At 61.6% G+C, this 20,434-nt stretch carries 17 protein-coding genes; 8 read left to right on the top strand and 9 right to left on the bottom strand.

All coding sequences use genetic code 11. The annotated features are described in order from the left end of the window. Window positions 1-7: 7 nt before the first annotated feature. Window positions 8-2,089: a penicillin-binding protein 1C gene (gene pbpC, locus PWG15_RS26485; RefSeq protein WP_275027121.1), complete on the top strand. Its 2,082-nt coding sequence runs from the start codon at window positions 8-10 to the stop codon at window positions 2,087-2,089. On the opposite strand, the gene PWG15_RS26490 is transcribed toward pbpC, so the two are convergent. Beyond that, window positions 2,079-3,875: a hybrid sensor histidine kinase/response regulator gene (locus PWG15_RS26490; RefSeq protein ID WP_275027122.1), complete on the bottom strand. Its 1,797-nt coding sequence runs from the start codon at window positions 3,873-3,875 to the stop codon at window positions 2,079-2,081. The two genes, pbpC and PWG15_RS26490, sit on opposite strands and share 11 nt — an antisense overlap. Before the next feature lie 68 nt (window positions 3,876-3,943). On the opposite strand from PWG15_RS26490, the gene PWG15_RS26495 reads away from it, so the two are divergent. The 3 genes from PWG15_RS26495 to hpaH all read left to right on the top strand — a co-directional run bounded on the left by PWG15_RS26495 (window position 3,944) and on the right by hpaH (window position 6,302). Beyond that, window positions 3,944-4,603, top strand: coding sequence for a response regulator (locus tag PWG15_RS26495; protein ID WP_275027123.1), 660 nt, complete (start codon window positions 3,944-3,946; stop codon window positions 4,601-4,603). A gap of 206 nt (window positions 4,604-4,809) precedes the next feature. Then, window positions 4,810-5,424 carry a LysE family translocator gene (locus tag PWG15_RS26500; protein WP_275024493.1) on the top strand — a complete coding sequence of 205 codons (615 nt, stop codon included), beginning with the start codon at window positions 4,810-4,812 and terminating at the stop codon, window positions 5,422-5,424. 74 nt (window positions 5,425-5,498) lie between these two features. Then, entirely contained in the window at window positions 5,499-6,302 is an 804-nt protein-coding gene (hpaH, locus tag PWG15_RS26505) for a 2-oxo-hept-4-ene-1,7-dioate hydratase (RefSeq protein WP_275024494.1), read from the top strand. A gap of 31 nt (window positions 6,303-6,333) precedes the next feature. Here the strand turns inward: hpaH and PWG15_RS26510 are convergent, their stop codons facing one another. The 4 genes from PWG15_RS26510 to gcl all read right to left on the bottom strand — a co-directional run bounded on the left by PWG15_RS26510 (window position 6,334) and on the right by gcl (window position 11,364). Then, entirely contained in the window at window positions 6,334-7,602 is a 1,269-nt protein-coding gene (locus PWG15_RS26510; RefSeq protein ID WP_275024495.1) for a glycerate kinase type-2 family protein, read from the bottom strand. 191 nt (window positions 7,603-7,793) lie between these two features. After that, window positions 7,794-8,678, bottom strand: coding sequence for a 2-hydroxy-3-oxopropionate reductase (gene glxR / locus PWG15_RS26515; RefSeq protein WP_275024496.1), 885 nt, complete (start codon window positions 8,676-8,678; stop codon window positions 7,794-7,796). 5 nt (window positions 8,679-8,683) lie between these two features. Further along, the gene (hyi, locus tag PWG15_RS26520) at window positions 8,684-9,499 is read right to left on the bottom strand and encodes a hydroxypyruvate isomerase (protein ID WP_275024497.1); all 816 of its coding nucleotides are present in this window, start codon (window positions 9,497-9,499) and stop codon (window positions 8,684-8,686) included. 80 nt (window positions 9,500-9,579) lie between these two features. Continuing rightward, complete coding sequence (gcl, locus tag PWG15_RS26525; protein WP_275024498.1) at window positions 9,580-11,364, bottom strand: glyoxylate carboligase; 1,785 nt, start codon at window positions 11,362-11,364, stop codon at window positions 9,580-9,582. Window positions 11,365-11,535: 171 nt separating this feature from the next. Here gcl and PWG15_RS26530 point away from each other — a divergent pair, with 171 nt between their 5' ends. Further along, on the top strand, window positions 11,536-12,357 hold the full coding sequence (locus PWG15_RS26530) for an IclR family transcriptional regulator (protein WP_275024499.1): 822 nt from the start codon (window positions 11,536-11,538) through the stop codon (window positions 12,355-12,357). A 109-nt stretch (window positions 12,358-12,466) separates the two neighbouring features. Here the strand turns inward: PWG15_RS26530 and guaD are convergent, their stop codons facing one another. Beyond that, window positions 12,467-13,819 carry a guanine deaminase gene (guaD, locus tag PWG15_RS26535; RefSeq protein WP_275024500.1) on the bottom strand — a complete coding sequence of 451 codons (1,353 nt, stop codon included), beginning with the start codon at window positions 13,817-13,819 and terminating at the stop codon, window positions 12,467-12,469. Further along, complete coding sequence (locus PWG15_RS26540) at window positions 13,816-15,057, bottom strand: urate hydroxylase PuuD (protein WP_275024501.1); 1,242 nt, start codon at window positions 15,055-15,057, stop codon at window positions 13,816-13,818. Before PWG15_RS26540 ends, guaD begins: the two co-directional genes overlap by 4 nt. Before the next feature lie 147 nt (window positions 15,058-15,204). Here PWG15_RS26540 and PWG15_RS26545 point away from each other — a divergent pair, with 147 nt between their 5' ends. After that, the gene (locus PWG15_RS26545; protein ID WP_275024502.1) at window positions 15,205-16,119 is read left to right on the top strand and encodes a LysR family transcriptional regulator; all 915 of its coding nucleotides are present in this window, start codon (window positions 15,205-15,207) and stop codon (window positions 16,117-16,119) included. Window positions 16,120-16,122: 3 nt separating this feature from the next. Here PWG15_RS26545 and PWG15_RS26550 read toward each other — a convergent pair whose 3' ends face one another. Beyond that, window positions 16,123-17,049, bottom strand: a complete 927-nt coding sequence (locus PWG15_RS26550; protein ID WP_275024503.1) for a LysR family transcriptional regulator — start codon at window positions 17,047-17,049, stop codon at window positions 16,123-16,125. A gap of 1,534 nt (window positions 17,050-18,583) precedes the next feature. Between PWG15_RS26550 and PWG15_RS26555 the strand changes: the two genes are divergently transcribed. Further along, entirely contained in the window at window positions 18,584-18,979 is a 396-nt protein-coding gene (locus PWG15_RS26555; RefSeq protein WP_275024504.1) for a helix-turn-helix domain-containing protein, read from the top strand. 372 nt (window positions 18,980-19,351) lie between these two features. Here PWG15_RS26555 and PWG15_RS26560 read toward each other — a convergent pair whose 3' ends face one another. Next, window positions 19,352-20,038 carry a type II toxin-antitoxin system VapC family toxin gene (locus PWG15_RS26560; protein WP_275024505.1) on the bottom strand — a complete coding sequence of 229 codons (687 nt, stop codon included), beginning with the start codon at window positions 20,036-20,038 and terminating at the stop codon, window positions 19,352-19,354. A gap of 184 nt (window positions 20,039-20,222) precedes the next feature. Between PWG15_RS26560 and PWG15_RS26565 the strand changes: the two genes are divergently transcribed. Next, window positions 20,223-20,426: a hypothetical protein gene (locus PWG15_RS26565; protein ID WP_275024506.1), complete on the top strand. Its 204-nt coding sequence runs from the start codon at window positions 20,223-20,225 to the stop codon at window positions 20,424-20,426. The last annotated feature ends 8 nt before the right edge of the window (window positions 20,427-20,434 follow it).

Genomic DNA, 20,434 nt, shown 5'->3' on the forward strand with positions numbered 1-20,434 from the left:
CACGACCATGTCGTTAGGGCGCAAACTGCTGATCGCCTTGCCCGTCTGCCTGCTGCTGACGGGGCTGACGGGCTTTGCGATCGAGACGGCCGACGAAGCCTTTCCGCCGCCGCTCGAAGAGGCCGGCATTGTCTCCCGCGAGGTGGATGATGCCGACGGGCATTTGTTGCGCGCCTTCGCGACGCCAAGCGGTCTCTGGCGGCTGAAGACGACGGTCGACGATGTCGATCCGCAGTTCCTCAAGATGCTGATCGCCTATGAAGACCAGCGCTTCGAGGAGCACTCGGGCGTCGACTTCCTGGCGCTCGGCCGCGCCGCGCTACAATTCGTCAGCAACGGCCGAATCGTCTCAGGGGCCTCGACGCTTTCCATGCAGGTCGCCCGCCTGATCGAACCCCGGCAACAACGGTCGGTTACCGCCAAGCTGCTGCAGATCGCCCGCGCCATCCAGATCGAAAGACGCCTGTCAAAGGATCAGATCCTCAACCTCTATCTCACCCACGCGCCCTATGGCGGCAATATCGAGGGTGTGCGTGCCGCAAGCCTCGCCTGGCTCGGCAAGGAGCCGAAGCGGCTGACGGCCGGCGAAGCAGCGCTGCTCGTCGCGCTGCCGCAATTGCCGGAAAAGCGCCGGCCGGATCGCAACCATGCCGCGGCTGTCGCTGCCCGCGAACGCGTGCTGACGCGTCTAGCCGTCGCTGACGTCATCGGAGACGGCGAAGCCGAGCGCGCGGTGGCGACATCCGTCCCCTCGCGCCGGCAACAACTCCCCTCCTATGCCGCCCACCTCGCCGAGCGGGCGCTGCGCAAGGACCCGCAGGCAGTGCGTCACCCGACGACCCTGCGCCTGGCCGTGCAGCGCAACCTCGAAGCTGTGGCGCGAGAAGGTGCTGCCAAGCTGGGACCGAAGGTTTCGGTCGCCATGGTGATGGCCGATGCCAAAACCGGCAAGATCGTCGCCTCGGTGGGGTCGGCCGACTATTTCGATGCGAGCCGCTCCGGCTGGATCGACATGACGCGCATCACGCGTTCGCCCGGCTCCACGCTCAAGCCCTTCATCTACGGCCTCGCCTTCGAAGAAGGGCTCGTCAGCCAGGAGACGATCATCGAGGACCGTCCGGCGGATTTCTTCGGCTATCGCCCGCGCAACTTCGACATGAGCTATCAGGGCGATGTCAGCGTGCGCGAGGCACTCCAGTTGTCGCTGAATGTGCCAGCGATCCGACTTCTCGACGCGGTCGGTCCGGCCGAGCTGATGATGCGCTTTCGCCGCGGTGAGGTGAAGCCGGCGCTTCCGCCCGGTGAAGCACCGGGCCTTGCCATCGGTCTTGGCGGCGTCGGGCTCTCTCTGCGTAATCTGGTGCAACTCTATGCGGCACTTGCCAATCGCGGTTTTCCCATCCGGCTCGGCGACGGCATCGATGGCAAGGCCGGCTTGATCGAGGCGGAACCGCTGCTCTCACCGGTCGCCGTCTGGAATGTTTCCGATGCGCTTTCAGGCGTGCTGCCGCCAGCGGGCAGCCGCCAGCGCGGCATCGCCTACAAGACCGGCACCAGTTACGGCTATCGCGATGCCTGGTCGGTCGGTTACGACGGGCGCCACGTGCTCGGCGTCTGGGTCGGCCGTCCCGACAATGGCGCCGTGCCAGGCCTCACCGGCTATGGCAGCGCCGCGCCCATTCTCTTCGAAGGCTTTGCCAAATCCGGCTTTGGCATCACGCCGCTGCCGGATGCGCCGGCCGGCGCGATCCGCATTTCGCAAGCCGACCTGCCGATCAGCCAGCGTCGTTTCTCTCTGACTGCAAGCGGCCTCGTCAATGCTTCGGCCCGTGAGCCGGCGCCGCAGATCGTCTTTCCGCCGGAGGGTGCGCGCGTCGAACTCGGGATGGGCCACGAGGCGATCTCGCCGTTGACGCTCAAGCTGCAAGGCGGAAGGGCGCCATTTCGCTGGCTTGCTAACGGCCGACCCTTGCCGGAACTGACCCGCCGACGGGTGACACAATGGCAGCCCGACGGGGTCGGCTATTCGACGCTGACCGTTATCGATTCTGTCGGCCGCGCCGCAAGCGTGCGGGTCTTCATCGAGTAGCGATGCCTGCGGCGCGCGCGGCTTCTTCGGGCGTACCGACCAGAACCGCCTCGATTTCGTCTTCCAATCGCGCCGCATCGAGCGGCTTGTGCAAGAGGCGGTAGCCGCTTGCATTCACCTCCCTCAGCCGTGCCGGAGAGGTATCGCCGGAAAGGATCAGGGCCGGCACATTCCGCCCGAGATAATGGCTGACGTCACGAACCGCGTCGATTCCAGTCCGCCCGTCTTCGAGACGATAGTCCGTGAGGACGAGGTCGACCAGTGCGCCCCCCTGGCTTTTGGCCTTCCTGTGCACGTCGCAAGCGGCTGCGGCCGAGCGACCGGCATAGACCCGATAGCCGAGTGTCTTGAGGAGCAAAGCCGTCCCATCCAGCGCGTCGCGCTCGTCATCGATGACGATGATGCCGCCCTGTTGCGTGGATGCGGCCGGATGCGTTTGCCCCGTCTGCGATGCCGGCGCCGGCGCGGCCGCAGGCAGGGTTATCGAAAACATCGAACCGCGCCCCTCCGTTGAGAGCATCTTGATCGGATGCCCAAGTAGAGCGGCCGTACGCTGGACTATAGCAAGGCCGAGCCCCAGTCCCTGCGTCCGGTCGCGCGCCGGGTTCTTGAGCTGAACGAACTCCTCAAAGATTGCTTCCTGCTCCGCCGTGGGAATACCGACGCCCGTGTCCCAGACCTGCACTTCCACCGCAAGGCTGCGGCGTCGACAGCCGATCAGCACCGTGCCGGTTTGGGTATAACGAAACGCATTGGAAATCAGATTGTCGAGAATCCGCTTCAGCATCATCGGATCGGTATCCACCCAGGCATCCGTCATTGCCACACGCCAGGTGAGCCCCCTCTCGCCGGCAATGCCTGCGTATTCCGCCTTGAGATCGGAAAACAGGCGGCGCAACGCGACCGGTTCGCGCGCCACCGTAACGACACCGGCATCGAGCTTGGAGATATCGAGCAGCGCATCCAGCAGACCGCTGAGGTTGCCGATGACCGAACGCGCCCGGTCGGCGAGATCGCGTGCGCTTTTCGCCGGCACGTCGCCGTTGCGCCCAAGCACGCCAAGCGTGGAGATGAAGAGACCGAGCGCATGGATCGGTTGGCGCAGGTCGTGGCTGGCTGCTGCGAGAAAGCGGGACTTGGCGCGGTCGGCGCTCTGCGCCCTGTCGCGCTGCGTCTGCAGGCTGCCGATCAGCGACAGGTTTTCGAACCGCAACCGAACCGTTTCTGCAAGCGTGCGGTGGGTCACGCGACTGTAATAGAGGTCGACGCCGAAGAGGCAGAGGGTGAAGACCAAATAGGTGTCGTAGATCGACCCGTCCCCCATGAAACATCGGATCGCAAACGGCAGCAGGATGGCGAGCAGCGAGCCGGCATAGGCGAGAGGAAAGGCCGAGAGTGATGGCACCGCTCCGCTGGCTATGCCTGTTATCACGATGCAGACGAAGGCCAGCGTCTGCGGTTCATCCGGCAGGAACGCAAACCAGCCCAGCGCGCCCCACAGACCGCTCGATACCCAGGAGAGCAGCGTGAAACGCCAGGCCCATCGGCGCCAGTCACCGCTCCGTGCCTCAGGCTTCTGCCGCCGGTATCGCCAGTCGAGAAGTATGCGCGCGAAGGTCAACAGATAAAGCGCGGCAACCCAGGAAAGCAGCAGATGCCCGGGCATCAGATCGCGCAGCACATAGGCAACCGGCAGTGGAATTGCGAAATTGGCAAAAAGCACCGCGTAAGATTGACGAAATAATAAGTCTATCAGGAGAGGTTGCAGATGTTCGCGAGTCTCCATTGCCGCCCCTCTCTCAATCTTGCGCGATATTCGCGGAGAATTGCCGAATTCGATGAAGGATTGCTTACATGCGCAAACTGCTGACGGTCGTGGTGGCCGACGATCACGCGATCGTGCGCGAAGGCCTGAAGCTGCTGCTCTCCACCATGGACCATGTATCGGTGGTTGCGGAAGCTGCCGACGGCGAGACGTTGGCAAGCATCGTCCGCTCCGGTAGCGCTGACCTCGTGATCCTTGATCTCGGCATGCCGGGTGTCTCGGGCGTACAGTTCATCAGCGAAATCCGCAACATCGCGCCGCGCATGAAAATCCTGGTGCTGACCGCCAACGTCGAGCCGCGAACCGTGCGTGCCATGATCGCAGCCGGCGCCAGCGGCTACCTCACAAAGAGCGGGGATCCGGCGGAATTGACTGCTGCGCTTGATGCCATGTTGCGCAACGAAATCTATCTCAGCCAGTCGCTTCGCTTTGCCGTCGACGACCCGCGCAGCCACCAACCTCCGCCGATGACCGACGTGGCACTCTCGCCTATTCCCCTCACCCGACGCGAAATGCAGATCCTGTCTCTCGCCGCCCAAGGGCTGACGGCACGTGAAACTGCCGATCGCCTTGGCATCAGCCCGCTGACGGCGCGCAAGCACCGCGAAAACCTGATGCGCAAGCTCAGCCTCCACAATGCAGCCGAGATCGCGGCCTATGCGGTGCGGATCGGCTTGCCGATCAGCTGACGGCTCCATTTCCGCTTCTGTTGTTTACGATCACGTTCCCTTAACCACCGCAGCATAGGCGACCCGGACGTGGCGCCGAAATACGGCAGCTGCCGTATATTGCCCGGACACAACCAGGCGTAGTTCTTCCGCCCAATCGCGCCGTAAATCTCGCAGCGCGAAGATTGACACCGGCCCGAGGAGGGCCGGCAACAGGAGGAACCGCCATGCCCTCACCGGAGCATTGGATTTCGTTTGCGTTCGCGACAGCGATCTTCGCCTTCATGCCTGGGCCGGCCATTCTCTACATGACGGCGCAGACACTGGCCCACGGCCGCAAAGCTGGCCTGCTGGCGGCGCTCGGCATCCATATCGGTTGCTATGTTCATATCGCCGCGGCAACCCTGGGTCTCGCCGCACTGCTTCATCACGCGCCAGTCCTTTACACGTCGATCAAGCTTGCCGGCGCCATCTATCTCGTCTGGCTCGGCGCGACGATGGTGCTCGGCGTCGGAAAACACGCCGTTCATGCGGGGGCGGTCAAACCCGGCGTGCTGCGCGACAGCATCGTCGTCGAGGTCCTCAACCCGAAGACCGCCTTGTTCTTCGTGACCTTCCTGCCGCAATTCGTCGATCCGTCGGCATCGATGGCGCTATCATCGCAATTCCTGATGTTCGGCTTGTTGGTGAACCTCGCTTTGTCTTTCGCGGATGTTGCGGCGGTATTTCTCGCCTCGTTCACACTCGGACGCTTCACCGGTGGTGGGGGCACTCTGGTGGCACGCGCCTGCGGTTCGATCCTCATCGGCCTTGGCCTGATGCTGGCAAGCCAGCCGATCTGAACTTGAGAAGACGGCCGGTGCTCGCGCGGCTGCCTTGGTGTATCGTAAGACACGCTGGAGTGGAGGGGCCGGACATGCTCAATGCATCTGAGATCACCAAAGCCGCCGAAAGCCTGCATCAGGCGGAGCGTGAGCGCAAACAGATCGGGCTACTTTCGCTCAAGCATCCTGACATGACGGTCGATGACGCCTATGCCGTGCAGGCCGCCTGGATCAGGCGCAAGCGTGACGAAGGCCATCGGATCATCGGCTGGAAAATCGGCCTGACCTCCAATGCCATGCAGCAGGCGCTCGGTATCGATACGCCCGATTCCGGCGTGCTTTTCGACGATATGCTGTTTGACGACGGCGCTACGGTCCCTGCCAACCGTTTCATCCAGCCACGGGTAGAGGCGGAAATCGCCTTCATCATGAAGGCAGGGCTCAAGGGGCCGCGCGTCAGCCTCGTTCAGGTGCTGAACGCCACCGACTACGTCATGCCGGCATTGGAAATCCTCGACACCCGAATTCTGCGAACCGATCCGAAAACCAAGAAATCACGCACCATCGTCGATGCGATTTCGGACAATGCCGCCAATGGCGGCCTCATCCTCGGCGGCCGCGCCGTGCGTCCCGATACCGTCGACATGCGCTGGATGGGCGCGATCGTCTCGCGCAACGCTGTAATCGAGGAAACGGGACTTGCAGCCGGGGTGCTCAACCATCCGGCCCGCGGCATCGCCTGGCTTGCCAACCGGCTTGCGCAATGCGGCGACGCGATCGAACCCGGTCAGATTGTTCTGTCAGGCTCGTTCATCCGCACCATCGAGGCCAGGAGCGGCGACACGATCGTCGCTGACTTCGGCGCCTATGGCTCGGTCAGCTGCCATTTCGCGTGAAGGCGGAAGTGACGCGCGGCTCGCCGCTCGTTCACTGCACCAGGATGGCGCGAAAATCGTTGACGTTGGTGCCAGTCGGACCAGGTTTGAACAGATCGCCGAGCGCGTCGAACGCCGTCCAGCTGTCGTTCTTCTGCAGCAACCCCGCGGCATCCAGCCGCTGTGCGGCAAGCCGCGCAATCGTGGTGTCGTCGGCAAAGGCGCCGGCATTGTCTTCCGAGCCATCTATGCCGTCCGTATCGGCAGCCAGCGCCGACACGCCCCTGGTGCCATCGATGCCAAGCGCCAGGGCCAAGAGGAATTCGCTGTTGCGGCCACCCTTGCCCTTGCCGCGGATCGTGACCGTCGTCTCGCCGCCCGAGAGCACGACGACCGGCTTGCTGAAGGGTCGGCCCCGGCCGGCGACTTCGCGCGCGATCGCTGCATGAACACCGCCGACGTCACGTGCCTCGCCTTCGATCGCATCCGAGAGGATGATCGCCTCGATTCCGGCTGAGCGCGCTTGCGCCGCCGCAGCTTCAAGCGACACGGAAGCGGACGCGATGAGCCGGACTTCGTTTCGAGAAAACCGCTGGTCGTCTGGCGACGGTGCGGCACTGTCTGGGCTTTTGATCCAGGCCATGACACTTGCAGGCAAGTCGAGGCTGTAGCGCTCGATGAGCGTCAACGCATCTTCGCGCGTGCTCGCGTCGGCAAGCGTTGGGCCAGAGGCAACCAAGGCGGGATCATCGCCCGGAATGTCGGAGACAATCAGCGAGACGACCTTTGCCGGGTAGGCAGCGGCGGCCAACCTGCCGCCCTTGATCATCGATACGTGCTTGCGCACGGCGTTCATGGCGCTGATTGGCGCGCCTGATGCCAGGAGTGCGCGATTGACGGCAATTTCGTCTTCAAGCGTCAGCCCAGCTGGAGGTGCGGGCAGAAGCGCCGAGCCACCGCCGCAGACGAGCGCGACGACAAGATCGTCCTCCGTCAGGCCGCTGACCTCGTCGAGCAACCGCTTCGAGGCCTTCAAGCCGTTTTCATCCGGCAGCGGATGTGACGCCTCCAGAACTTCGATTTTCTGACAAGGGGCAGCGTAGCCGTAGCGCGTGACGACCACACCAGAAAGCGGACCGTCCCAATGACGCTCGAAGGCGGCCGCCATCTGCGCGGCACCCTTGCCCGCGCCAACGACCACCGTGCGCCCCTTCGGCCGCTCCGGCAGGTTGGCAGCAATCACCTTTTCAGGGTCGGCCGCCGCGACGGCAGACGAAAACAGCGCTTCGAGGAAACGGCGTGGATCGGTGATGGCTGGCATTGGTCTCCCCCCGGGGCACGGCACATCGCCCGCGATGCTCCGCCCATGTATGTCATCCCAACGCAAATACGCGGATGGAACTGCATGAAAGTCTCGGGCGGCGGTTCCTCCAACCGCCGCCCGGACGCATGACCGGTCCGGCACAATGGGACGCCGGACGAGTCATACGCATTTCAAGTCGGGCCGAAGCCTCAGGCTACCTGGTGGTTCGCCATACGCTCCAGTGCCCGGACGAGACCGGAATGATCGAGACCGCTGTCGCCGTTGGCAGCGCAATTGTTGAAGAGTTCCTGCGTCGCTGCCGTGTTCGGCAGCGAGATGCCGAGCGACTTTGCACCCTGCAGCGCCAGGTTCAGGTCTTTCTGGTGCAGCGAGATGCGGAAGCCCGGATCGAAGGTGCGCTTGATCATGCGCTCGCCGTGGACCTCGAGAATACGCGAGGAGGCAAAGCCGCCCATCAGCGCTTCGCGGACGCGTGCCGGATCGGCGCCGGCCTTGGACGCGAAGACGAGGGCTTCCGAAACTGCCTCGATCGTCAGCGCAACGATGATCTGGTTGGCGACCTTCGTAACCTGGCCGTCACCGCAATCGCCGACGAGCGTGATGTTCTTGCCCATCAGCTTCAGAAGCGGCAGGGCGCGGTCGAAGCTTTCCTGGCTGCCACCCGCCATGATCGACAGCGAGGCGTTCTTGGCGCCGACTTCGCCGCCGGAGACCGGGGCGTCGATGTATTCAGCGCCGGTCTCGCGGACCTTCTTGGCGAACTCCTTCGTCTCGATCGGCGAGATCGAGCTCATGTCGATAACGAGCTTGCCCTTGGAAAGACCGTAGGCAACGCCGTTTTCGCCGAAGAGGACGTCCTTGACCTCAGGGGTGTCCGGAAGCATCAGGATGATGGTGTCGACGGTCTCGGCGAGCGCCTTCGGCGTATCGACGAACTTCAGCCCGTTTTCGAGCAGTTCCTGGCGCGGCGGGATGACGAACTTCGAGGTGACGATGGTGTGGCCGGCGTCCTGCAGGTGGCGCGCCATCGGCGTGCCCATGATACCCAGTCCAATGAAACCGATTGTTGCCATGGTGCTTAGCTCCTGATCTTGATGATGTCTGCGGATTGGGTGCGCTGGCGCTCGGCCCCGAGCCAGCCGAGACCATCGGCCGTCGTGGTGCGCGGCTTGTACTCGCAGCCGATCCAGCCGTCGTAGCCGGCCGCTTCCAGCGCGTCGAATACGAAGGGATAGTTGATCTCGCCGGTGCCCGGCTCATTACGGCCCGGATTGTCGGCGAGCTGAACGTGAACGATGCGATCGGCAAAACGCTTGTAGGTGCCGATCAGCTCACCCTGGGTGCGCTGCTGGTGATAGAGATCGTACTGAATGAAGAGGTTGTCGCTGCCGACTTCCTCGATGATCGAAGCCGCCTGCTCCACCGTGTTGAGATAGAAACCGGGAATATCGAAGTCGTTGATCGGCTCGATCAGCAGACGAATGCCCTGCTTGCCCAACTCGCTCGCAGCCAGTTTAAGGTTGTCGATCAGCGTGTTGCGCAGCACCTGCTCCGAAACACCTGTTGGCGCGATGCCGACGAGGCAGTTCACCTGTTTGCAGTCGAGAGCCGTCGCGTAGTCGATGGCGCTTGCAACACCCTTGCGGAACTCGTCGACGCGATCCGGCAGGATGGCGATGCCGCGCTCGCCGCTGGCCCAGTTGCCGGCCGGCAGATTGTGCAGAACCTGGGTCAGGCCATGGCGCTGAAGCTCGGCGCGCAGGCTCACCTTCTCGAACTCGTAGGGAAACAGGTATTCCACGCCTTCGAAGCCGGCCTTGGCGGCAAGGGCGAAACGGTCGAGGAACGGCACCTCGTTGAACAGCATTGTCAGGTTCGCAGCGAACTTCGCCATGCGATGTTTCCTCCGTGTATTTTTGTTTGGAGCGAGATGCGGGCGGCGGGCCGCCCGCACTTTCCTTCAGTCCTGCGGACTCAGTCGAGCAGGGCCGTGATCGCGGTGGGCACATCTTCGCCGCGCAGCGCCAGTTCCTCGAACTCGACGACGGCATTGATGTCGGCACCCATGGAGATATTGGTGACGCGCTCGAGGATAAACTCGATGACGACGGGAACCTGGTGCTCGGCCATCAGGGCACGCGCCCGGTCGAAGGCTTCCTGGAACTCGTTCGGGCTGCGCACCCGTATCGCCTTGCAGCCGAGACCTTCGGCGACCGCGACGTGGTCGACGCCGTAGCCCTTTTCCGCATCGCCGGACGCATTGATGTTGTCGAAGGCGAGACTGACCTCGAAGTCCATGTTGAGGCCGCGCTGCGCCTGGCGGATGAGGCCGAGATAGGAATTGTTCACGACCACATGCAGGTAAGGCAGCTTGTGCTGGGCGCCAACCGCCAGTTCCTCGATCAGGAACTGGAAGTCGTAGTCGCCCGAGAGTGCCACGATCGTCCGGTCCGGATCGGCGGCGCGAACACCGAGAGCAGCAGGCAAGGTCCAGCCGAGCGGGCCGGCCTGGCCGCAGTTGATCCAGTTGCGCGGCTTGTAGACGTGCAGGAACTGAGCGCCGGCGATCTGGCTAAGCCCGATTGTCGAGACGTAGCAGGTGTCGCGGCCGAAGGCCTTGTTCATCTCTTCGTAGACGCGCTGGGGCTTGAGCGGCGTCTGGTCGAAGTGCGTCTTGCGCAACATGGTGCGCTTGCGCTCGCGGCACTCTTCGGCCCAGGCAGACCAGTCGCGCAGCTTGCCGGCCGTCTTCCACTCGGTCGCAACGTCGAGGAACAACTTCAGCGCGGCGCCGGCATCCGACACGATACCGAAGTCAGGCGCAAAGACGCGACCGATCTGGGTCGGCTCGATGTCGACGTGAACGAACTTGCGGCCTTCCGTATAGGTCGGGACGTTGCCGGTGTGGCGGTTGGCCCAGCGGTTGCCGACACCGAGAACGAAATCGGAAGCGAGCATGTTGGCATTGCCGTAGCGGTGCGAGGTCTGCAGGCCACACATGCCGGCCATCAACGGATGATCGTCCGGGATCGTGCCCCAGCCCATCAGCGTCGGGATAACCGGGATGCCGGTAATCTCGGCAAATTCGGTCAGAAGATCCGACGCGTCGGCGTTGATGATGCCGCCGCCGGCGACGATCAGTGGACGCTCGGCTTCGTTCAGCATCGCGATCGCCTTTTCGGCCTGGGCGCGCGTCGCCTTCGGCTTGTAGGCTTCAAGCGGCTGGTAGGTGTCCGGATCGAACTCGATCTCTGCCAGCTGGACGTCGACCGGCAGGTCGATCAGCACCGGGCCGGGACGACCGGAGCGCATGATGTGGAACGCCTTCTGGAAGACGAAGGGGACCAGCGCCGGCTCCATGACGGTAACCGCCCACTTGGTGACCGGTGCAGCGATCTTGGCGATGTCGACCGCCTGGAAGTCTTCCTTGTCGAGCCGGGCGCGCGGCGCCTGGCCGGTGATGCAGAGAATCGGGATCGAGTCCGCCGAGGCCGAATAGAGGCCGGTGATCATGTCGGTGCCGGCCGGGCCGGACGTGCCGATGCAAACGCCGATATTGCCATGCTTGGCGCGGGTATAGCCTTCCGCCATGTGCGAGGCGCCCTCGACGTGACGGGCGAGAATGTGGCGGACGGAGCCGCGGGCCTTCAGCGCCGAATAGAACGGGTTGATGGCAGCACCCGGTACGCCGAAGGCGCAGTCGATGCCTTCCTTCTCCAGAACATAAACAGCCGCGTCAACGGCACGCATCTTAGCCATGAGAACTCCTCCAATTTCCTGAAACCATAATCCATTGGCGTCGATACGCAACATCAAAATGGAATTCATTTCCATGATGTGGAAATAAAGATCTTCAACAATTTGGAGAAAATCGCTGCGTGGCCTGATAGAGGATGATGGGCGAGAGGCGTGATTTGCAGCGAGGGTTCTATGGACGGCAACGGCAGGGGAAAACGTGGACGCAAGGCGGGCGAGAACGCCGCCCCTTCTTCCGTGCAGGTGCTTGATCGCAGCCTTGCCCTGCTGACGGTCGTTGCTGAGGGCGACGGTTCGACCTTGACCCAGCTCGCCGACGAAACAGGCATGGCGCCATCGACCGTACACCGGCTGCTGACGACGCTCGCCGGCCACGGCATGGTGATGAACGATCCCGATACCGGCGCCTGGACGGTGGGCTTGAAGGCGTTCGAAATCGGCAACGCCTATCTGCGCTTCCGCAAGCTTGGAACGATCAGCCGCCCCTTCCTCAAGAGCCTGATGGAGGAAAGCGGCGAGACGGCGAACATCGGCATCGAGGAGGGTGGCGACGTCGTCTTCATCTCGCAGGTCGAAAGCCACGCGCCGATGCGCGCCTTCTTCCGCCCCGGCCGCCGCGGTCCGGTGCACGCCTCCGGCATCGGCAAGGCGATCCTGTCGACCTGGTCCGACAAGGAGATCGCCCAGCTTCTCGGCGGGCGCGAGCTTGCCCATTTCACCGACAAGACCCGCGACACGCTGCCTGCGCTTCTGAAGGACATCCAGGAAATCCGCCACCGCGGCTGGTCGGTCGACGACGAAGAACACACGCTCGGCATGCGCTGCGTCGCCGCTCCGATCTTCAATGAGTATGGCGAAACGATCGCCGGCATCTCGATCTCCGGTCCGTCGGTCCGCGTCAATGACGCGAAGCTGTCGACCTTCGGCCCGATCGTGCGCGAGCGTGCCGACGCGCTCACCAAGGCGATGGGTGGCAAGCGGCCGGAAGAACTCTAGCCCGACCGAAAGCAAACGCCGCGCGTCGGAGGGACACGCGGCGTCTTGAGATTTGGGCTCGCATCCCGTTTCCGTTCCTGCGAGCCTGGGTGAGCGGCCTTTCCGTCGGTCAGACCGTTTCGAGGCTTCGGGCCGCCGCGGTCGCTCCATCCTTCCGGCCATTCGCAGCGTGCTTCATCGGCTTGCCGGCGACGTAGGTTTCGGCGACCGACCGGTCGTCGCCCATCGTCTGCAGGATGAACAGCTCTTCCGCCAGGGAACCGGCGACCCGCATACGCAGTTCCATCGACGGCTTGGCGCGGCTGTCAAGCACGACGATGTCGGCATCGGCACCCACATGCAGCGAGCCGATACGATCATCCAGATCAAGCGCCCGGGCATTGCCGAGCGTCATGCGGTAGAAGGAGTTGAACGGCGTCAGCCGCTGGCCTTGCAGGTGCAGCACCTTGTAGGCCTCGTCCATCGTCTCGAGCATCGAGAAGCTGGTTCCGGCGCCAACATCGGTCGCCACCGACCAGCGGGCGCCGAACTTGTCGAAACGGTCGCAATCGAAGAGACCGGAGCCGAGGAAGAGATTCGAAGTCGGGCAGAAGGTGCCGACGGCGCCCGTTTCGGCAAGAACCGAGATTTCACGGTCGCTCAGGTAAATGCAGTGCCCAAGCAGCGTCTTGCGCGTCAGCAGATCGTAGCGCGCGTAAATGTCGGTGTAATCCTTTGCCTCCGGATAGAGCGAGGTCGCAAAGGCGATCTCGTCCTTGTTTTCCGAGAGATGCGTCTGCACGTAGCATTCCGGATGTTCAGCGACGAGCACGCGGCTCGCCTCCATCTGCTCCGGCGTCGAGGTGATGGCAAAGCGCGGGCTGATGGCATAGTGCGCCCGGCCGCGGCCGTGCCACTTTGATATCAGCGCTTTCGTCTCGTCATAACCCAGCTGCGGCGTGTCGCGCAGTGCGTCGGGCGCGTTGCGGTCCATCATCACCTTGCCGCCGATCATCAGCATGCCGCGCGCTTCCGCCGCGCCGAAATAGGCATCGACGCTTTCGGGATGCACCGAGCAATAGGCGACGGCCGTCGTCGTGCCGTTGGACAGCAGTTCGTCCATGAAGCGGCCGGCAATGTAGTCGGCATGCTCGGGCTTCCGGAACTTCTGCTCCTCGACGAAGATGTAGGTGTTCAGCCATTCGAGCAGCTGTGCGCCATAGGAGGCGATCGCCTGCGTCTGGGGGAAATGCAGATGCGTATCGATCAGGCCCGGTAGCACCAGGTTGGGGCGATGGTCGGCAACCTTCACGCCCGGTCCGGCGCGGCGGGCGACATCGGCATGCTCGCCGATATCGGCGACCTTACCGTTCCGCACCAGAACGGCGCCATCCTCGAAGTAGCGATAGGATGCAGTGTCGTCGATGCCCTTGGGTTCCTCGACGAAGGTCAGCACACGGCCGCGGATCAGCAGATCGGTCATTGGGTCTTTCCTCCATTGACGACGGATTCGTACCAGGCGACGAGCAACTGCCGCTCTTCATCCGACACAGCGGTCACGTTTGCCGGCGGCATCGCATGGGTGCGGCCGGCCTGCAGGTAGATTTCACGCGCGTGGTTGGCGATCTCGGCATCGGTCTCGAGCGTCACGCCCTTCGGCGGAACGATCATGCCCTCCCAGCCCGGCTCCTTGGCATGGCACATGGAACAGCGGCCGAGCACCGTGTCGCGTACCTTCGGAAAGGCTTCAGCTGACACGAAAGGCTGCTGCGCTGCGGAGATCTTTTCTTCAGCGTTACCGCCGGCCAAAATTTTCGGCACTGTGGAGAGCCACATGATCGCAACGAAAAGCAGCGCGGTGACGAGCCAGGTCCAGGTAGGATTGCCCTTGTTGGCGTGGCGGGTGTTGAAATAGTGGCGGATGGTGACGCCCATCAGGAAAACCAGTGAGGCGATGATCCAGTTGTACTGGGTGCCGAAGGCCAGCGGATAGTGGTTCGACAGCATCAGGAACAGAACCGGCAGCGTCAGATAGTTGTTGTGGGTCGAGCGCTGCTTGGCGATCACGCCATACTTGGCGTCCGGTGTGCGGCCGGCGATCAGGTCGCCGACAACCACCTTCTGGTTCGGAATGATGATGAAGAACACGTTGGCCGACATGATCGTCGCGGTGAAGGCGCCGAGATGCAGAAAGGCGGCGCGGCCGGTGAAGAGCTGCGTGTAGCCCCAGGCCATGCCGACCAGGATGAAGTACAGAAGCACCATCAGCCGGGTGTTGTCGCGGCCGAACGGCGACTTGCAGATCGTGTCATAGGCGAGCCAGCCGAAGGCAATCGAGCCGAGCGAGATGGCGATCGCCACCGGCTTGGAGACGTCGAGCACGTTCGGATCGATCAGATAGAGGTCGGCACCGGCATAGTAGACCAGGCAGAGCATGCCGAAGCCGGAGAGCCAGGTGACGTAGGACTCCCATTTGAACCAGACCAGGTGTTCCGGCATGTTGGCTGGCGCAACCAGGTACTTCTGGATGTGGTAGAAGCCACCACCATGCACCTGCCATTCCTCGCCATAGGCGCCGACGGGCAGGCCGGGATGTTTCTTCAGACCGAGGTCAAGGGCGACGAAGTAAAAGGACGAACCGATCCATGCAATGGCGGTGATGACGTGCAGCCATCTCACGGCAAAGGTCAGCCAATCCCAGGCGATGGCATAGTCGTACATGAAATTCTCCCGTTTCTCCTCTGGCCATTATGTGTCATTGCTGGAGGTCGCGGGAACGTCGCTGCTTCACCAACACTTTCAAAAAAATCTATAAAATAGCGACGCAATGGATAGGCTAGAGAGAGCCTGAAGGAGTGGGACGGAGGCATGTCATATCTGGACAATGTGCGCGTCTTCGTACGCGTCGTAGAGCTTGGAACCCTGTCGGCAGCGGGTCGCGACCAGCGCGTGACGCCGGCGGTTGCAAGCAATAGAATCAAAGAGTTGGAACGCCATATGGGCGTTCGCCTGTTCAATCGGACGACGCGAAAGCTGACCCCGACGGAGCACGGTCGCGTCTTTTACGATGGCGCCGTGAAGATCCTCGAAGCGGTCAACGAAGCCGAAAATGCGATCGCCGATCTCTCGCGAAATCCCAAGGGTGCACTGAAGATTACCGCTCCATTGGGGATAGGTCGACGGCTGATCGCGTCGGGCATTCCGGAGTTTCACGACAAGTATCCCGACATCGAAGTGCGCCTTCGCCTGTCGGACCATAATGTCGACATTCTCTCGGAAGGCGTCGACGTCGCCTTCAAGCTCGGCATCCTCGAAGATTCGAACCTGCGCATGCGTGGCATCATGAATTGCGAGCGCGTGATCTGCGGGGCACCCGTCTATTTCGAGAAGCGGGGCATCCCCCAAACGCCCGATGCGCTGATCGCCGACAAGCACGACTGTCTGCTGCTGCGCTATCCGGGATCGAAGGAATATTTCTGGACGCTCCAGACCATGGAGGGCGTGCGCAAGCTGGAGGTGACCGGCCCCTATGATTCCGACGATGGAGACGTGCTCACCCAATGGGCGCTCGACGGCCGCGGCATCATCAACAAGCCTCTGTTCGAGGTGAAAAGCCATATCAATTCCGGCGCGCTGGTGCCGATTCTGGTCGATACGCCTCCGCTCAGCGTGCAACTGGCAGCGATCTACCCGCACAAGCGGTTTCAGGACCCGAAGGTCCGCCTGATGATCGACTACATGGCCGAGCGCTGTCAGCGCTTGATCGGCAAGGCGCTGGAGTAATCTCTAGCTCCTTGCCCGCTCGATGCCAGGAATCCCGCCAACCTGCTCGGCGAGAAAATCAACCAGCAACCGCACGCGGGCGATGCCCGCGCGCTCCGGCACGATCAACAGGCTGAGCGGCACTGACGGCAATCTGTAATCCGGCAGCAACTGCACGAGCTGGCCGTTCGCCAACAGATCGTCCACAAGCCAACGATGTGCGGGCGCGATGCCACGGCCAGCGGCGAGCGCCTCGCGCGCACCAAGTCCGTGATCGATACGAAAGCTCCCGGAAAAGGGCACCGAATGGCTGCGGCCGTCCGGCCCCTCGAAGGTGAGCGTATCGCTGCCGGCGACATTCGACATGCGGATCCCCTCATGAGAGGAAAGGTCTCGCACCAAAGCGGGGATACCACGTGCTGCCAGATAGGCGGGCGCAGCAACGAGCAGGCGTCGGCTTTCGCCAAGGGGGCGCAGCTTCATCGAGCTGTCGCTGAGCGGCCCGAGGCGCAGAGCAATATCGACGCCTTCCCGTACCAGATCGATGCGCTCGTCGGTCAGGCTGAGATCGACACCGATCTCCGGATATTTGTCCTGGAAGGCGAAGATCAGCCGGCTCATGTGCAAGACCCCAAAGGCCGCGGTACAGGACACGCGGATCGTGCCAGCCGCCGCATTTCGTGTGCCGCGGGCCTCGTCGCCGGCCTGCTCCACCAAACGCAGAATCTGGATGCTATCGGCATAATACCGGCTGCCTTCGTCGGTCAGTGTGACGCGTCGGGTGGTGCGGCTCAGCAGCGGCACGCCGACCGCGTCCTCAAGCTCCCGCAACTGACGCGTAACAGTTGATTGACCGATGCCGAGTTCGCGAGCGACGGCCGAAAGACTGCCGCGCTCGGCGACGCGCACGAAAGTACGCATGCGTTCCAACGTGACATCCAATTTATCCATTTTTCGGCACAATCCTATTCATTCAGGATAACTACCGCATAGGATTGCGGCCGTCTACCTAGAGTCTCAGTTGATGACACCAGGGAACACCGATCATGAAAGTTCTGTTCGAAGCAACGATGTTTGGCCAACGGCAGCGAAATTGGCCGTTGAATGAAGTCAAAAATGGCCCAGATCTGAATTCAACAGGAGTCTAAGGCTTTACGGCCGTGCAGAAGAAGAAACCATCGTTTTTGCTTTCCTGCCCGGCTAGTTGCAGTCGCGAGGCGCGTGCAAAAGTCAAAGCCGCATTACCTAGTCACTCCGAGGGTATTCTTAGTTAGAGACGCTAAGCTCGCTTAGGTAGACCTTCTCCCATTACCTCAGCCAAGGTTGGCGGCGGACCAGACATTATTTCGACCAAACGTAAAGCGGGATAACGCAAGCGGTACGATGGTCGTCGGGCGAGATCAGGACAGGGCTGCCGGCCACCGCAGTCAACGTCAAGGCCCGAAATGGTCGGCAGCCCGGAGTTACCCTAGATATAAGACGCGTACCAACTCCTCAGAGCGTCGTCCTAAAGTGGCCACCCTGGGCTAAAGACGGAATGGTCCGTCTCGCTTCGGCTGGCAACTTTGCTAGAGTCATTCATCCGACGCGGGGAGAGATTCGTGGGCAAACTACCAACTGACGCGACCCTTCAATACATCGTCAACAACGGCCTCCTTTATAAACCGTTCGACTGGATATCGGCGGTCGGCAAAAATCTTCGGAACCTGCCAAAGGACCGTGGACCATATTGCCTTCGTATCGGGGTATCCGGAACTGGCCATTCGCCGAACTATCGAATCGAGCCCCTGAGCGAGCCCGAGAGAACGCCAGAGGACGACAACGCTACCCTCTTGCATATCCCAGATACTGCGCATTGGGCGTACCTCGCTGCACGTAATACCGCGTACAACGGACGCAGCCACGAAATACTGGTGAGCGGTCTGGTCCCCGAAAACTGGAGTACGAAAACCAGCACGGAAAAGGAGATCAATGACCTCCTTCTCCAGTGCTGGAGAACCCCCCGAGCAAAACCCCGACGCTAACAATAAGATGTCACACCGTCCTCGTGCGGCGGCTCTTTTCATCATCGAATTCCTCGATCCGGGGACACGGAATGGAGTAGCCGTGCCCGTCGGAGACCCCGACCTGAAGACCATCGGTAGAGCTGCATCCCACCCCTTACGCGGGTCGAGGTCTTCTTTCGTGACGCGATGCGTACCCGGCCCCGAAGTCTAGCCTGGTGAATCCTACAATCGCGGCTTTCGACGCAGCGCTTTACACTTGTTGTATGTGGCCAAGGGAATGACGCGAGGCGACGAGCACCTCATCATTTGTGCTGCGCGCACACCTTCAGAACCCGAGACTTAAAGAGCTGACGACCCTGACGAAAACTGTGTCCTGACATTACCCGAACCGCTGATTCAGCACTTCTCGGAGTAGACACCGGGCTCCGCTAGCATCAACGTCCACCATCGATCGTGACTCAACCTCCGAGGAGACCATCATGCCCAATCCTAAGTCCCCGAACGAAATCGACGTAACAGTCGGCCGCAATGTCAGACGCATTAGAAATATGATCGGTATATCTCAAGAGGCGCTAGCCGCTAAACTTGGGCTGACGTTCCAGCAGGTTCAGAAGTATGAGAAGGGCACCAACCGAATCTCGGCTAGCAAGTTAGTTGCCATGTCCCAGGCGCTCGACTGCAGTATCGCTCAGCTCTTCGCCGACGTTGAGGCGAGTACTAACACCGTACCCGTTCCGAACTTCAGCGTCGCCGCTCTAAAGTTGGCCGGCGAGTTCGACAAGATCGCGTCTGATGTTCAACGCACTGCCGTCGCAAAGCTGATTCAGTCGTTGGCACATCACGACACAACGCGCCCGGCACTCGCTGAGGAATGACAGCGTCTTCGTTATCGACGAAGCGCACTGCGACAATAATATGGGCGTCTATCTGAAATGGGGGACCGCAATTGAAAATTCGCGACCAGATCGATCGACACCGAGTTGCGTTTCGCAATGAAGGACCGGTTGCGGTTCCTCGACACTTCTCGCAAGTTGGGCGCTACAGTAGCCTGGAGAGAGTTCAGGCCCCAGTCAGGGTCCTCGGGCTGAGGCGCTCATCAGCAACTAACGCCGGGGCCTAGCTTGCGTCGCGCTCCATCTAATTGACGCTATGTGAGGACGGTCGACGCTAAGAACGGACACCGTGTGTCCTCGCTGCCGAGCGACGATAGGATGTCTAGAATCGGCCGTTTCTCATGCGGCGCGCCTTCAAGCATTTGCGTTGCATGCATTTTCCCCAAAGCCGCGAAGCCATTGCAGATAAGGAGGCAGCAGCTTCAACGCCCTGAGCACCTGCTTCCGGGCGAGATGGCTCTGTTCAGCTACGGACGGCGACGATCGGCTTCGGCCCCTCTCCCGTCTTCGCTTCGTCTTTTTGACCAGCGACACCGCAGTTCCGGTGGTGGTATCGTAAAGATCGCTGGGCTGGCCCTTGCTGCAAATACACCGAGGAAATTCGATTCTCTGTTTTGGCGGCACGAACCAAAGGTCATCCACGGGATCGTAGCAGCCAGGCAGTGAGAAGTGCTCGTTGATCAACAGAAAGTCGCTTTTGTTTAAAGTGATGATCGGAGTCTGGTGCGCGATTGATGCAGCCGCGATGAGAAGATCGTGTCCAAGGCGCTTACGCTTTGAACGCAAATCCGGCAGCATCAGGGGAAGCAGTGCGGCGCGCGCGGTCATCGCACCATAGATTTGGGCGACCTCCCGAGTCATTTCTTGAAATTGATACGAGGCGTCGAGGATGAGCTCGAACCATTTGCCGATCTCTGCCGCGCGCTTTGGATTCACCGCTGCCTGCAGTTCAATTCCGCGACTGATTTCGACCACCACCGCGAAAGGTATCACGAAATTGGCCTCTCCCAACTTCGTTATCCAATCCTTAATGGCACGCACCTTCGGATCCGCCCCATTCCTGCGCTGCGTCTCACAAAGGACATTTGTATCCAACATCAACGGCAATGAAATCACCGATTAATCTTTCATAAAGATTCGATGCACCGACTCAGAAGTCTTGTTTATATTGACTAACGAAACCCTAACTCTGAAGTTTAGCGCGAACCCAGCCGAAGGAACGAAAATGGCTGCTGACCAGTGGACTCGGGCCGAAGCAGAAGCGCGGATCTCGGAAGTGTTCAATGCCGCAAAGACCCGTGGGCCGCAGCGCATTTCCGAGGTCGGAGGCACCTTCGAGCTCACGTTTGTTCGCGCGCGAACGAAAAAGCTCAGCCAACTTCTGCTTCAAGACGGCCCGCTTGAAGACGGGGAGCTGGACGACAGGTGAGAATCGCC

This window comes from Ensifer adhaerens (genome assembly GCF_028993555.1).
Taxonomy (GTDB): domain Bacteria; phylum Pseudomonadota; class Alphaproteobacteria; order Rhizobiales; family Rhizobiaceae; genus Ensifer; species Ensifer adhaerens_I.

What these genes read in the sequence shown, in the direction of transcription:
- PWG15_RS26555 (WP_275024504.1), top strand. Translation starts at nt 18,584, where the DNA reads ATGCCCAATCCTAAGTCCCCGAACGAAATCGACGTAACAGTCGGCCGC.
- PWG15_RS26565 (WP_275024506.1), top strand. Translation starts at nt 20,223, where the DNA reads ATGGCTGCTGACCAGTGGACTCGGGCCGAAGCAGAAGCGCGGATCTCG.
- PWG15_RS26530 (WP_275024499.1), top strand. Translation starts at nt 11,536, where the DNA reads ATGGACGGCAACGGCAGGGGAAAACGTGGACGCAAGGCGGGCGAGAAC.
- pbpC (WP_275027121.1), top strand. Translation starts at nt 8, where the DNA reads ATGTCGTTAGGGCGCAAACTGCTGATCGCCTTGCCCGTCTGCCTGCTG.
- PWG15_RS26545 (WP_275024502.1), top strand. Translation starts at nt 15,205, where the DNA reads ATGTCATATCTGGACAATGTGCGCGTCTTCGTACGCGTCGTAGAGCTT.
- hyi (WP_275024497.1), bottom strand. Translation starts at nt 9,499, where the DNA reads ATGGCGAAGTTCGCTGCGAACCTGACAATGCTGTTCAACGAGGTGCCG.
- hpaH (WP_275024494.1), top strand. Translation starts at nt 5,499, where the DNA reads ATGCTCAATGCATCTGAGATCACCAAAGCCGCCGAAAGCCTGCATCAG.
- PWG15_RS26510 (WP_275024495.1), bottom strand. Translation starts at nt 7,602, where the DNA reads ATGCCAGCCATCACCGATCCACGCCGTTTCCTCGAAGCGCTGTTTTCG.
- PWG15_RS26500 (WP_275024493.1), top strand. Translation starts at nt 4,810, where the DNA reads ATGCCCTCACCGGAGCATTGGATTTCGTTTGCGTTCGCGACAGCGATC.
- guaD (WP_275024500.1), bottom strand. Translation starts at nt 13,819, where the DNA reads ATGACCGATCTGCTGATCCGCGGCCGTGTGCTGACCTTCGTCGAGGAA.
- PWG15_RS26495 (WP_275027123.1), top strand. Translation starts at nt 3,944, where the DNA reads ATGCGCAAACTGCTGACGGTCGTGGTGGCCGACGATCACGCGATCGTG.
- PWG15_RS26490 (WP_275027122.1), bottom strand. Translation starts at nt 3,875, where the DNA reads ATGGAGACTCGCGAACATCTGCAACCTCTCCTGATAGACTTATTATTT.
- PWG15_RS26550 (WP_275024503.1), bottom strand. Translation starts at nt 17,049, where the DNA reads ATGGATAAATTGGATGTCACGTTGGAACGCATGCGTACTTTCGTGCGC.
- gcl (WP_275024498.1), bottom strand. Translation starts at nt 11,364, where the DNA reads ATGGCTAAGATGCGTGCCGTTGACGCGGCTGTTTATGTTCTGGAGAAG.
- PWG15_RS26540 (WP_275024501.1), bottom strand. Translation starts at nt 15,057, where the DNA reads ATGTACGACTATGCCATCGCCTGGGATTGGCTGACCTTTGCCGTGAGA.
- glxR (WP_275024496.1), bottom strand. Translation starts at nt 8,678, where the DNA reads ATGGCAACAATCGGTTTCATTGGACTGGGTATCATGGGCACGCCGATG.